We start from the raw sequence: 13,097 nt of genomic DNA, 5'->3' as shown, positions 1-13,097 counted from the left end.
TCACCGCCGCGCGGCGGAGCAGGTACGCCGGTGCGGGGAGCCAGGGGTCAGCGGCCGGAATTCGCCGGGGCGGGCTCGCTGCTGCCGCGCCCGGCACCGCCCGTGCCCTCGGCCGGGGCAGGCTCTCCGTCCGCCTCCGCCCGCTCCGTGGAGTCCGCCGCCCGGCGCGGCAGCCGCAGCGCGATCCCCGCGCCGACCAGCAGCAGCACGGCGCTGGCGATGAGGGTGATGTGCAGCCCGCGGACGAAGGAGTCCCGGGCGGCCTCCCGCAGTGCGGCGCGGGCGGCTCCGCCCAGGCCGGCGGCGACCTTGTAGGCCTCGCCGAGGGAGTGCGCCGCCGAGGCGGTGGCCCGCTCGGGGACGCCGTCCACATGGTTCAGACCCGGGGCGTAGGCGGCGTTCATGACGCTGCCGAGCAGTGCCACACCGATACCGGCGCCGAGCTGGTAGGAGGTCTCCCCGATCGCGGCGGCACCGCCGGACTGCTCGGCGGGAGCCTCGCTGAGCATCGACTCGTAGGCACCGAACAGCGTGGACTGGAAGCCGAAGCCGAGCAGCACAAAGCCCAGGGACAGCAGCCAGGGGCGGTCCTGACTGCTCATCGCGGTCAGACAGAGCACCGCGACGGCGGTCAGTACGAAGCCGAGGGAGACCATCGCGCGCGGGCCGAGGGCCTGCAGCATCTTCGAGCCGGTGAGGCCAGCGGCCATCGCGGCGAAGACCAGCGGCAGCATCCGCAGCCCGGTCTGCAGAGGGCTCAGCCCGAGGACCAGTTGGAGGTACTGAACGGCGATCAGCTGCAACCCCACCAGGGCGAGCATGGCCAGCACGATGCAGCCCACGGAGGTGCCGAACGCGGGCGCGGCGAACAGCCGCACATCGATCAGCGGGTGCTTGCGGCGGCGCTGGCGGCGTACGAAGAGGATCAGCAGCAGGACGCCGAGGACGATGGGCAGCAGCGTGGTCGGGCCGACCACGGCTGCACCGCTGCCGATCCGCTTGACGCCGAGGACGATCCCCAGCACCCCGAGCGCCGCGACGATCGCACCGATCACGTCCCAGGGGCCGTTGCGCTCACCGCGCGACTCCGGCAGCAGCCACCCTCCTATCAGCAGCATCGCGGCCATCATCGGGATGTTGATGAGGAAGACCGAGCCCCACCAGAAGTTCTCGACGAGGAAGCCGCCGAGGACCGGGCCGACCGCGGCACCGACCGCGGCCACCGCGCTCCACACGCCGATGGCGACCGCGCGCTCGCGCCGGTCGGGGAAGACCTGCCGCAGGATCGACAGCGTCGCCGGCATGATCATGGCGCCGCCGATGCCGAGCAGGGCACGGGCCACCATCAGGATCTGCGGATTAGGCGCGAGCGCGGCGGCGGCCGAGGCCAGGCCGAAGAGGCCGTAGCCGAGAAGGAGGACGCGGCGGCGGCCGACACGGTCGCCGAGGGTGCCGAAGAGGATCAGCAGCGATGCCGCGATCAGCGGATAGACGTCGACGATCCAGAGGAGCTCCACCGGGCCCGGCCGCAGGTCCTCGGTGACCGAGGGCACGGCGACGTAAAGGATCGTGGTGTCCAGCGCGACGAAGAGCAGGCTGACGCAGAGCACGATCAGCACGGTCCAGCGGTTCGCACCGCCACCTGAAAGCCGGGGAACACCAGCCGTCCGTCCACTGCCGGACGCGGTCGTCCCGGACATGCAGCACCTCCAGTCATGCTCTCGCGGCCACGGAACAGGGCGCGAAAACGCCCCGGGCGAACCGGCGGCACGGGCGAGTTGAGACGTCAGACTACGCGAGTCCCGAGGAGTGCCGCGTGGCTCACCTCACGATGAGACGCTCATCGCAGCGCTGCGCGTTCCCCCACCCACCGTCGGCAGTCGTTCTTCGGCCACCTGGATAATCGTCCCGATGAACGATCTTGCCTCCGTCGCCGTTCCCGGCCGGACCCGGTGCGACGGACCTGTCGTCCGGGACGCGCTGCGCCGGGCCGCGCCCGCGCTGCTGGCGTACGCGGCGATCCGGGCGATGGGCGTCATCGCCCTCGCCCTCTGGTCGGCGGCCGACGGCAAGAGCTGGCACTCCCTGCTGACCGCCCGCTGGGACTCGCTCTGGTACACCCGGGTCGCCGAGCAGGGCTACGGCTACACCGTCGCGCTGCCCGACGGCGATGTGCACTCCAACCTGGCCTTCTTCCCGCTGCTGCCCTGGCTGGAGCGCGGGCTGTCGGCGCTCTCGCCGCTGTCGCCCGCCGATGCCGGGATGGCGGTGGCCTGGGTGACGTCGCTGGGTGCGGCCTGGGCGCTGTACGCGACCGGTGAGCGGCTGCACGGGCCGCGGGCCGGGGTCGCGCTGGCGGCACTGTGGGCCGCGCTGCCGGTCGGGATCGTGCAGTCGATGGCGTACTCGGAGTCGCTGTTCACCGCGCTCGCGGCCTGGGGTGTGTACGCCGTGCTGACCGGACGCTGGGTCTGGGCGGGGGTGCTGGCCTCGCTGGCCGGGCTGACCCGGCCGGTGGGTGCGGCGGTGGTGGCGGCCGTGTGGATCACCGCGGCGGTGACGCTGTGGCGGGAGCGGGCCGGCGGGGCGGGGCTGCGCGCGGCGCTGCGCCGGCACCCGGGCATGCTGCCCGGGGCGCTGCTCGCCCCGCTCGGCTGGTGCGGCTTCTTCCTGTGGGTGGGGGCGCGGCAGGGCTCGTTCACCGGCTATCTGGAGGTCCAGGAAGGCTGGGGCAACGGCTTCGACGGGGGCCTCGCGTTCGGCTCCTTCGTCTGGCAGCAGTTGTCGGGGCCCACGTTCGCGGCCGGACTCGGACTGGCCGTCGGCGTCGGACTGGTGATCTGGCTCTACGTCCACGGGGTACGGCAGGGGCAGCCGCTCACGCTGGCGGTCTACGGCGGGATGGTGCTGCTGCTCGCGCTGACCGCCAAGGGCTACTTCGGGTCCAAGCCACGGCTGATGATGCCGGCGTATCCGCTGCTGCTGCCCCTGGCGGTGGTGCTCGCGCGGTGGCGGCCGGTGTGGTCCTGGCTGGTCACCGGGCTGATGGCGGCGGGCTCCGCGGCCTACGGGGCGTTCTGGCTGAACGGCTCGGGCCCCCCGTGACACCCTCGGACAGCACGCCGTGTGACCGAAAGATCCCGCTCCGTGACCGTCGCCGCGAGGAAACGTCGCGCAACCCGCGAGCAAATAGCCGATAAACTCCGGAGGGGAAAAGAAGATAAGGCGCTCAGGGTGACGACACGCGCACGCCGGGAAGGGATTGAGAATCGCCGGGAATTCCGTTCCAAATCCCTGTGGCGAAGCCTCGTTTGAGACACATTCCACATCACATCGTCATTACAAAGCGCACAGTTTGACCAAGCAGCTACATCACACGCGGTAACGTCGATTGAGTGCGTACCGATGACAAGCTCGACCAGATGGAGGAGCAGCGCCCGACCGATCGCGTCCGACCACCCCGCATGACCCGGACCCGCCTGTGGCTGCTGTGGGGAACGCTGGCGGTGTATCTCGCGATCGTGGTCGGAGTGCTGGCCACTTCATGGCTGGTCACGTTCGACTGGCAAGTCATGTTCTTCAGGCCCTACAAGCAGTGGCCTGAGATCCATGCCTTCCTCGACTACTTCGTTGTACTGGGCCAGCGCGGACCGACCGCGGTGGCGGTGGCCGCCTGGCTGGGCTGGCGCTGCTGGCGTCAGCGCAACCTCCACCCGCTACTGGTGCTCGGCGCCTCACTGCTGCTGCTGAACATCACCGTGGGCGCCGCCAAGATCGGCATGGGCCGGCTCGGCCCGCACTACGCGACCGTGGTCGGCGCCAACGAGATGGGGCTCGGCGGCGACATATTCCCCTCGGGTCACACCGCGAACGCCGTGGTCACCTGGGGCGTGCTGGCCTACCTGGCGACCACCTCACTGCGCCGCCGCACGCTGTCGGTGATCGCCGCGCTGGGCGCCCTGGGCGTCGGCATGACCACGGTCTACCTCGGTACGCACTGGGTCAGCGATGTGCTGCTCGGCTGGGCCGCGGGGCTGTTGGTGCTGCTGGCGATGCCCTGGCTGGAGCCCGCGATCACCTGGTTCGAGGACCGCCTCATGGGCATCCTGCTGCGGCTGTGGCTGCGGCTGCGCCCCGATTCGCTGCGCGGCCCGCTGCCGGCCGGCGCGCTGGCGCCGGGTGTGTCCCGCCAGCGCCTCGCCTCCGACGGCGAGGTGCTCGTCCGCGAGACGATCTCCGCCGGAACGGGCGGCCGTGCCTCCTCCGGGCACACCCCGGACGGCTGGCCGCACCACCCGTCGCGCCCGTACTCCATCCGCTCGGAGCGCACTCCGGCCACCCCGGCGGGCAGCCGGCGGCCGCCGCACGCGGACCGCGTCCCGCGCACCACACCGATGAGTCCGACGTCCGGGCGCGGCCGCAACGGAAGCGGCTGACCGCCCCACGAGCCGCGGGGCCGGTACGCACACACCCACACCCCGCAGCGAAGGCCCCGGCCGCTCCTGGGAGCGGCCGGGGCCTTCGTCGTCGGTAGCGGTGCTCAGCCCTGCCAGGTGCGGTGCACCTCGCCGTCCTTGACCTCGAAGTTGAGCCGGCCGGCCAGGTACTCCATCGTGATGATGGCGCCCGGCGGCAGCGAGCGGACGGTGGTCCAGCCACGCGCTCTCGCCCGCTCCTCGGCGTCCTGCTGGGTGAGGCCGGCATACGCCTCGATGTCGTCCTGAGGGTTGTCCGGGAGGTTCGGTACGTCCATGACAGCCACCGTAGGCGCCCTCGACGGTCCGTGGAAGGCCCGCCCTCGCACGCCTCGGTGACTTCCCGGTCCGGCATTGGTCACACTTGTGTCACAGCCAACGTTCCGGCGTTTGCCGGAACTTCCGTCACCCGTACGCGCCGTGTGACCGCGCAACCGGGTGGAAAATCAATCGGCCCGAATTCCGCCTTGATCGAACACGTAACGGACGCAGTCGATCCGGTCAACGCGGCGCGCCGTCCGAAAACAATCCCCTGTCAGTTCGGGATTCCCTTTACCCAACGGCCTTTATCGGCCGTCCGGAAATTGGCCAACGAGACACACTCCACACACATTTTCCGCACATCGCCCATCGCCCCGCTTACCGGGCCCGCACCCGTCCCCTGCCCCGCCCTCCAGCACTCCGCCGGATCCCACCGGAACGGACCGGAGCGCCCTCTCGCACTGCGTCCCCCGCACGAGCATCATGACCCGGGCCCCAGTCCACCGTCGACGAACGAGGTGCAGCGGATGGTTACGGACACCGGCCGGGCGAGCGTGCGGCCCCCCGCGGCGCGGCGCCTCGGCTCGGTGCTGGTGGACTGGCTGACGACCACCGACCACAAGAAGATCGGGCACCTCTACCTCATCACCGCGTTCGGGTTCTTCCTGGTGGGCGGCCTGCTGGCGATGGTGATGCGGGCCGAGCTGGCCCGTCCCGGGCTGCAGATCATCAACGCGGAGCAGTTCAACCAGGCACTGACCATGCACGGCACGATCATGCTGCTGCTGTTCGCCACCCCCGCGTTCGCCGGTTTCGCGAACGAGATCATGCCCTTGCAGATCGGCTCGCCCGATGTGGCCTTCCCGCGGCTGAACATGCTCTCGTACTGGCTGTTCCTCTTCGGCGGCCTGATCGTGCTGGGCAGCTTCCTGACGCCCTTCGGCGGCCCGGCCTTCGGGTGGACGGCCTACGCCCCGCTCAACTCGATGGTCCGCTCCCCCGGCATCGGCGCCGACATGTGGATCATGGGCCTGGCGCTCGCCGGATTCGGCACCATTCTCGGCGCCGTCAACTTCATCACCACGATCATCGTGCTGCGGGCGCCCGGCATGACGATGTTCCGGATGCCGGTGTTCACCTGGAACGTCCTCTTCACCTCGATCCTGGTGCTGATGGCCTTCCCCGTGCTGGCGGCCGCGCTGCTGGTGCTGGAGGCGGACCGGCAGTTCGGTGCGGTGGTCTTCGACGCGCAGTGGGGCGGGGCGCTGCTGTGGCAGCACCTGTTCTGGTTCTTCGGCCATCCCGAGGTCTACATCATCGCGCTGCCGTTCTTCGGCATCATCACGGAGATCATCCCGGTCTTCTCCCGCAAGCCGATCTTCGGCTACACCATGCTGATCGGCGCGACGATGGCCATCACGGCCCTGTCGGTGATGGTCTGGGCGCACCACATGTTCGTGACCGGTGCGGTGCTGCTGCCGTTCTTCTCCATCATGTCGTTCCTGATCGCGGCGCCGACCGGGGTGAAGTTCTTCAACTGGATCGGCACCATGTGGCACGGCTCGGTGTCGTTCGAGACGCCGATGCTCTGGTCGGTCGGGTTCCTGGTGAGCTTTCTGTTCGGCGGGCTGACCGGCGTCATCCTGGCCTCACCGCCGCTGGACTTCCATGTCACCGACTCGTACTTCGTCGTCGGCCACTTCCACTACGTCGTCTTCGGGACGGTCGTCTTCGCCACCTTCGCGGGCTTCTACTTCTGGTGGCCGAAATTCACCGGCAAGATGCTCGACGAACGCCTGGGAAAGATCCATTTCTGGACGCTGTTCGTCGGCTTCCACACCACGTTCCTCGTCCAGCACTGGCTGGGGGTGGAGGGCATGCCCCGCCGGTACGCCGACTATCTGGCCGCCGACGGCTTCACGGCCCTGAACACCTTCTCCACCGTCGGCTCCTTCCTGCTCGGCCTGTCCACGCTGCCCTTCCTCTACAACGTCTGGAAGACCACCCAGTACGGCGCCAGGATCACCAGGGACGACCCCTGGGGATTCGGCCGGTCCCTGGAGTGGGCGACCTCCTCACCGCCGCCCCGGCACAACTTCACGACCCTGCCGAGGATCCGCTCCGAGGCTCCCGCGTTCGATCTGCACCATCCGGAGGTGGGGAAGCAGCCGGTGACGGTGCCAGCGCCCGGGACAAACGGTCCCTGATCTCCCGTACCTGACCGAGCAGCTCCGGCGGCTCACGGACCTCGAAGTCGAAGCCCGTCAGCACGATGTGGAGCACCATCAGTTCGAGACTGTGCGCCCCGGTACGCAGCAGACAGTGCTGCTCGTCGACCGCTTCGAGCACCCCGGCGGCCGGGCTGAGGCGCTCCGCGGCCCGCTCCAGCGGGGCATGCAGCAGCACGGTGGCCCGGCGCGCGTAGACGCGGGTGGAGATGCCCTGGGAGACATACGCGGCGAGGTCCTCGGCCGGCGGCGTACGGGGGGTGAAGCGCGGCCCGTGCGGCGGGGTGGGGGTGATGCGGTCGGCACGGAAGGTGCGCCAGTCCGCGCGGTCCACGTCCCAGGCGACGAGGTACCAGTGGCGCCGGGCGCAGACCAGGCGGTGCGGTTCCACGGTGCGGCGGGAGACCGTGCCGTCATGGGCGGTGTAGTCGAAGCGGAACCGCTGGCCGTCCCGGCAGGCGTGCGCGAGCTCGGTGAGGGTGTGCGGGTCGGCCCGGGGGCCGCCCGCGTCGAGTATCGGCACGGTGAAGGCGGTCAGTGCGCCGACCCGGCGCCGCAGCCGGTGCGGCATCACCTGCTCCAGCTTCGCCAGCGCCCGTACGGAGGCCTCCTCGATGCCGTCGACACCACCGGCCGCGGCGGTGCGCAGCCCGACCGCGACCGCCACCGCCTCCTCGTCGTCCAGCAGCAGCGGCGGGAGTTCGGCCCCCGCGCCGAGGCGGTAGCCGCCGGCCGTCCCGGGCGCGGAGTGGACCGGGTAGCCCAGCTCGCGCAGCCGGTCGATGTCCCGGCGCACCGTGCGCGGGGTGACATCGAGCCGGCCGGCGAGCTCGGCGCCGGACCACTCCCGGTGGGCCTGCAGCAGGGAGAGCAGGCGGAGCAGACGTGCCGAGGTCTCCAACATGGCCCGAGTCTCGCAGCCCTTGCGGACAGCTACGGTCCTCGATACGGGACCGGGCCCGCGGCCTGCGCTCCGTCAGCTCTCGGCCGGCCCGGCGACCCGTAGGGCCAGGTCGTTGTCGAGCGTGTAATACGGGCCGACCCTGACCTCTCCCGCGGCGGCCGGGACCGGCAGCGCCGGGTAGCTGAACACCTGCTTCTTGTCGGCGACATCGTCCAGGAGGCGGGCGATGCGCACCGGCCGGGCGCCCTCCGCGGGGCGCAGCCACAGGTCCCACGGCTCGTTGCCCTGCTCCCAGCGGCCGGCCAGCTCCTCATAGGGCAGCGTGAAGGTGAACTCGGCGCCCTCGACGGTCAGCGGGACGGTGACGGGGTCCGGTGCCGCGTCCGGGGACGCCGGGGTAGGGCGCGCACGGGCCTCCGCACGGGCACCGGCGGCCGGGACGGCACCGTAGAGCCGGCCGGAGACCGTCATGCCGTCGGGCCCGACGAGGATGTCGCCGGCCTCGGCGTGCGGACCGCGCAGCCAGCTGCGCAGTGCGAGATTGCCGAACTTCGTCGCGTACGGGATGCGCACACCGAGCCGGCCGATGCCCGCCAGCGGCCGGCGGTCCACCAGCGACCGCAGATCGTTGACACCGGGCAGCAGACGCCGGGGGTCCCCGCCGTCGCCGAGGTCGGCGTAGGCGTTCCAGCGGCCCTCGGCGAGCGCGACGGTGCTGGGCAGGACGGCGCGCAGCCGCCCGGCGCCGTTCGGCCCGAGCGGCAGCCGTACCTCGTCGTCGGCGCCGTCGCCGCCGCGCAGCCGCAGCACCAGCGCCGCGCTCCAGGTGGTATGGAGGTCCTGAGGGGCGTTCAGATCGAAGGTGAGACCGCCCGCGGAGTCCGCGATGCAGTCGGCCCGCAGCTCCACCGGCGCCGCTTCGCCGCCCCGCTCACCCGGCCGCTCGGGTCTCTCGGGTCCCGAACTCGCCGGAACCATGGGTTCCTGATCGATGGCAGAGGACTCCTTCGTCTCGTGTCCGGTCACGGTCAGCTGGCTCGACGCCGTCATACCGTCCGCACCCCTCTCAGCGCGGCGCGGGCCGCATCCTTGGTGGTGTATGCGCCGCTGAGCAGGGCTCCGCGGGCGCGATGCAGGCTGCTGTGCCATCGGCTGTCGCGCCTGCGGGCGAGCAGTTCCCCGAAGAGCGCCTCGTAGCGCCCGGCGACCATGGCGGGGTCGAAGCGTGCCGACGAGGCCAGCGCGGCCACGCCCATCCGCTTGCGGGCGGCATCGTCGTTGATCAGGGTCAGCAGCGAACCGGCCAGTGCGTCCGGATTGCCGACCGGCACCAGCTTGCCGTCCACCCCGTCGTCGATGATCTCCCCCGGCCCGTGCGGGCAGTTGGTGGCGACGACCGGCAGACCACAGCGCATGGCCTCGACGATGGTCATCCCGAAGGACTCCAGGCTGGAGGAGACCGCGGCGATCGAGCCCTTGGCCCACTCGGGCTCCAGCGGATTGGCCGGGCCCATCAGGAAGACGTGGTTGTACAGGCCGAGTTCGTCGATCAGGGCGCGCAGTGTGGCCTTCTCGGCGCCGCCGCCGTATATCCGCAGCCGCCAGTCGGGGCGCTCCGCTGCGACCTGGGCGAAGGCGCGTATGAGGACGTCATAGCGCTTGACGCGGGCGAGCCTGCCCGCCGCGACGACCCACTTGCCGCTGCCGTCGGCGGGCGGAAGTGCGGGCGCCGGCACGCTGTTGGGCACCGCCTCGACGCGCACACCGGGCAGCCGCAGCGTCCGGCGGTAGGCGCGGGCGTCGGCCTCGGTGACGGTGGTGACCGCGTCGAGTCGCGGATAGGCGCCGCGCAGCGCCAGCTTGAGCGCCCGGCTGTGGGTGTCCAGGGTGAGGTGCTCCTGGCCTATCCGCACCGGGCCGCGGCGCGTCTGCTTGGCGATGTGCACATTGAGGCCGGGCCGGGTGCCGACCACCACGTCCGCCTCCGTCCGGCGCAGATGCTGGGCGATCCGGCGGTCGGTGAGCTCGCTGTACTGGCCGAAGCGGCCCTCGGCGGCGGGGAAGACCTTGGCGGGACGGGCATGCGCGGGATCCGCGCCGTCGTGGTCCGGGCTGCTCTCCCTGAGGTCCACGAGATGCCGTAGCGCGACACCGGGGCCCAGGTCGAAGACCGGGTCGTCGCGGTGGCGCAGTACGGACACGATCTCGACGTCATGCCGTTCGGCGAGCGTACGGGCCAGATTGAACGTCGTCCGGATCGTCCCCCCGATACCGTAGGCATTGTGAATCAGGAATGAGATGTGCATCCGTCCCCGTGTCCCCTGGTCTGCCGGTCCTGCTTCCCCCGGGGCCACTTCGCGCTCCCCTCCTGATGGCGCGAGGCGGCCCCCTGCTCTAGGGAGGGACCGCGAATCGGGGTTCCCGGTTGGGCCTATCGCCAACTTGTTCCGAAAGAGTTAGTTCATCGGTAACCGGGTCATGGAACCCTTAGGCCGCAAATCCCCTCCGTCCCCCGGGCGGATCCGGGGCCCGGACGCCGCACATGACGCCCGTGGGTCCCGGGACGGGCCGCCGTACGGCCTCGCCTGCTCCCGCCCCGGTGGCGGCGCACCCCGGAAATCCGCTCGCCCGCCCCCCTGCCCCGGTGTCACGGTGGGCCGATGGATGAAGCAACACTCGATGACTCCGCCCTCTCCTCGTTCGTGGAGAAGGGTTTTCTCCGTGTGGAGGGCGCGTTCTCGCCGGAGGTCGCGGCGGAGTGCCGCGAGATCATGTGGCGGGACATCCCGGGTGAGCCCGACGATCCGGCGACGTGGAAGGACCCCGTGGTGCGGCTCGGCTTCTACGGGCAGGAGCCGTTCCGGGCCGCCGCCAACGCGCCCCGGCTGCACGCCGCGTTCGACGCCCTCGCCGGAAAGGGGCGCTGGGCGCCGCGCGGCGATCTCGGCACGTTCCCGGTGCGGTTCCGCAGCGACGACGAACCGGGCGACGACGGATGGCACATCGACGCGAGTTTTCCGGGGGACGACCCCGCCGACTACCTGTCCTACCGGGTGAACGCCGCGTCCAGGGGCCGCTGGCTGCTGATGCTGTTCCTGATGTCCGACGTGGGGGAAGATGACGCGCCCACCCGGATCCGCGTCGGATCCCATCTGGACGTCGCCGCGCTCCTCGGCCCCGAGGGCGAGGCCGGGCTGCCCTTCATGGAACTCGCCGGGCGCGCCGTGCCCGCCACCGAGCACCGGCCGCTCGCCCTGGCCACCGGCCGCGCCGGTGACGTCTACCTCTGCCACCCCTTCCTCGTGCACGCCGCACAGCCCCACCGGGGCACCGAGCCCCGCTTCCTGGCGCAGCCGCCGCTGCTCCCCAGGCCCGGCGAGGACCCGAGGACCGAACGTCCCGACGGGGACCACTCCCCGGTGGAGCTCGCGATCCGCCGAGGTCTCGGATACTGACGCGGCCTAGGGAAGCCGCAGCTTGGTGCCGATCGACAGCCGGTCCGGGTTGCGGCCGATGGTCGTCCGGTTGGCCTTGTAGACCGCCTGCCAGCCGCCCTTCACCCGGTACTTGCGCGCGATCGTGCCGAGCGTCTCCCCGCTCCGTACGACATGGGTCCGGCTCTTGGCGGTGAGCCCGTAGCGCCGGGCGCACTCGGGCCAGGCTCCCCAGCCCTGGGCGGCCTGGACCTTCTTCGCGATCTCGATCTGTTCGTCACGGGAGGCGAGGTCGGCCCGCCGTGCGAAGGCGAGGCCGCCGAAATCCTCCCAGGTGGGCTGGTGGAACTGCAGGCCGCCGTAGAAGGAGTTACCGGTGTTGATGTGCCAGTCACCGCTGCTCTCGCACTCGGCGAGGCAACCCCATGGCCACTGGTCGCCGGCGCAGGTGTACGGGGCCCTGCCGCCGCCCCCGCCGCCGTCCGGCCCGTCGGCGGCGGCGCCCCCGGGCAGGCCCAGGACCAGGACAGCGGCCGCTGCGGTGAGCAGCCCGACGGATCCCACGAGGCGCCGTGGCGCCGAAGAGTTGTCCGACATAGCCGGTGACGGTAAGCAGCCCTCCGGCGCCGACCAGCGTGCCACGCCCTCGGCGCCCCGGTCCCACCCGGTCCGGCGTACGGAACGCCGCCGACTGCGCCAAGTTATGCGCAAGAGTTGGCGTTAAGTGACCGCTTCTGGGACAGCTTTCCGTGCTTTTCCGCTGTGCGGCGATTGGTTCGATTCTGTTCCCGTCCTCGCGTGACTCCTGCCGCAGGTCACCCGTTGTCCTTTGTACGAGCCGGGAGACCACCCGGCAGACGCACAGAGATCGAGGAGCCACCCGTGCCGCGCATGCTCGACGTCAGCGACGACGTTCGCGCCGAGATCGGCGACGAAGAAGCCGACCGCCTGCTGGCCGGTGGCGACGCCCCCGGCAGCTACGACTGCACCTCGTGCCGGACCCCCGGAGACAGCGACCAGGAGCGCACCAGCACCGTCCTGTTCGTGGGCGAGGAGACCGCGGTGCTCGCGTTCGCCCATGCCACCTGCATCCCCTCGCAGGTCGTCCCGGTGTCGGAGGAGCAGCTCCAGGGAGCCGTGCGCTCCATCACCGGAGAGGACGCCGCCCCCCGCACCCCCGGATCGGAGCCGTCCCCGGCCGCCCCGGTCCCCACCACGCCCCGCCAGGCGACCCTCGGGATCACCTGCGGTCTGGTGCTCATCGAGGCCGACCTGCGCCCGGCCCTGGTGGTCGAGCCCGACGGCCCGATCGCCCGCCCCGGCTCGGTCGGCCCGGACGACGACTTCCTTCCGCTGCTCCTGGAGCAGGGATTCCACCCGGTGACGGACATGAACCAGCTCCCCGGCCCGAACCCGGGCTGGTCCGCACTGCTGGCCATGGGCAAGCTGCACGCCGTCCTGCAGCCGGGCAACTCCGGCCAGCAGTCCGCCTGGTGGCAGGCCCACCAGCCGCTGGCGGTCTCCGACGGCTGGCGCGCCGCGGCCAACAAGGCGCAGTCCGTGCTGCTGTACGCCGCGCCCGCGGGCACCATCGGCCACCAGCCGCGCGAGGACCTGATGCGGCAGGCACTGGAGGACGCCGCGGCGAAGGGCGCCCTGGTCGCCGCGGAGATCCCGCTGGCCGGCACCTGACAGTCCAACGGACCCGATCGCGGGGGCAGGGCCGCCAATCCGGACGGCCATGCCCCCGCGATCAGCCATTTCCACCGGAAAGCCGCATCCCGCGGCCATCGGG

General features: G+C 71.3%; 11 protein-coding genes. 5 read left to right on the top strand and 6 right to left on the bottom strand.

All coding sequences use genetic code 11. From position 1 onward, the window contains the following. Positions 1-47 precede the first annotated feature (47 nt). Positions 48-1,700 (bottom strand): MFS transporter, encoded by a 1,653-nt coding sequence (locus tag SLV14N_RS31020; protein ID WP_208685428.1) that lies wholly within the window; start codon positions 1,698-1,700, stop codon positions 48-50. Between the two features lie 211 nt (positions 1,701-1,911). On the opposite strand from SLV14N_RS31020, the gene SLV14N_RS31015 reads away from it, so the two are divergent. Beyond that, positions 1,912-3,105, top strand: coding sequence for a hypothetical protein (locus SLV14N_RS31015; protein WP_263271920.1), 1,194 nt, complete (start codon positions 1,912-1,914; stop codon positions 3,103-3,105). Between the two features lie 290 nt (positions 3,106-3,395). Further along, a complete protein-coding gene (locus tag SLV14N_RS31010) occupies positions 3,396-4,436 on the top strand; it encodes a phosphatase PAP2 family protein (RefSeq protein WP_208685424.1) in 1,041 nt (346 codons plus the stop codon). 104 nt (positions 4,437-4,540) lie between these two features. Here the strand turns inward: SLV14N_RS31010 and SLV14N_RS31005 are convergent, their stop codons facing one another. Further along, the gene (locus SLV14N_RS31005) at positions 4,541-4,753 is read right to left on the bottom strand and encodes an I78 family peptidase inhibitor (RefSeq protein WP_208685423.1); all 213 of its coding nucleotides are present in this window, start codon (positions 4,751-4,753) and stop codon (positions 4,541-4,543) included. A 510-nt stretch (positions 4,754-5,263) separates the two neighbouring features. Between SLV14N_RS31005 and ctaD the strand changes: the two genes are divergently transcribed. Then, complete coding sequence (gene ctaD / locus SLV14N_RS31000; protein WP_208685421.1) at positions 5,264-6,943, top strand: cytochrome c oxidase subunit I; 1,680 nt, start codon at positions 5,264-5,266, stop codon at positions 6,941-6,943. On the opposite strand, the gene SLV14N_RS30995 is transcribed toward ctaD, so the two are convergent. From SLV14N_RS30995 to SLV14N_RS30985, 3 genes are all read right to left on the bottom strand, one after another. Beyond that, complete coding sequence (locus tag SLV14N_RS30995; RefSeq protein WP_263271918.1) at positions 6,834-7,868, bottom strand: YafY family protein; 1,035 nt, start codon at positions 7,866-7,868, stop codon at positions 6,834-6,836. The two genes, ctaD and SLV14N_RS30995, sit on opposite strands and share 110 nt — an antisense overlap. A 72-nt stretch (positions 7,869-7,940) precedes the next feature. After that, complete coding sequence (locus tag SLV14N_RS30990; RefSeq protein ID WP_208685417.1) at positions 7,941-8,918, bottom strand: hypothetical protein; 978 nt, start codon at positions 8,916-8,918, stop codon at positions 7,941-7,943. Then, positions 8,915-10,174, bottom strand: coding sequence for a glycosyltransferase family 4 protein (locus tag SLV14N_RS30985; RefSeq protein ID WP_208685415.1), 1,260 nt, complete (start codon positions 10,172-10,174; stop codon positions 8,915-8,917). The genes SLV14N_RS30990 and SLV14N_RS30985 overlap by 4 nt, the downstream gene beginning before the upstream one ends. A 354-nt stretch (positions 10,175-10,528) precedes the next feature. Between SLV14N_RS30985 and SLV14N_RS30980 the strand changes: the two genes are divergently transcribed. Beyond that, positions 10,529-11,323 (top strand): phytanoyl-CoA dioxygenase family protein, encoded by a 795-nt coding sequence (locus SLV14N_RS30980; RefSeq protein WP_263271917.1) that lies wholly within the window; start codon positions 10,529-10,531, stop codon positions 11,321-11,323. A gap of 6 nt (positions 11,324-11,329) precedes the next feature. Here the strand turns inward: SLV14N_RS30980 and SLV14N_RS30975 are convergent, their stop codons facing one another. Continuing rightward, positions 11,330-11,899 carry a transglycosylase family protein gene (locus SLV14N_RS30975; protein ID WP_208685411.1) on the bottom strand — a complete coding sequence of 190 codons (570 nt, stop codon included), beginning with the start codon at positions 11,897-11,899 and terminating at the stop codon, positions 11,330-11,332. A gap of 285 nt (positions 11,900-12,184) precedes the next feature. On the opposite strand from SLV14N_RS30975, the gene SLV14N_RS30970 reads away from it, so the two are divergent. Further along, complete coding sequence (locus SLV14N_RS30970) at positions 12,185-12,994, top strand: hypothetical protein (RefSeq protein WP_093647987.1); 810 nt, start codon at positions 12,185-12,187, stop codon at positions 12,992-12,994. Positions 12,995-13,097: the final 103 nt, after the last annotated feature.

It is taken from the genome of Streptomyces sp. Je 1-4 4N24, from assembly GCF_026239515.1.
Taxonomy (GTDB): Bacteria; Actinomycetota; Actinomycetes; order Streptomycetales; family Streptomycetaceae; genus Streptomyces; species Streptomyces nigrescens.
The sequence above is the reverse complement of the archived record's forward strand: the minus strand, read 5'-3'. Positions and strand labels throughout refer to the sequence as shown.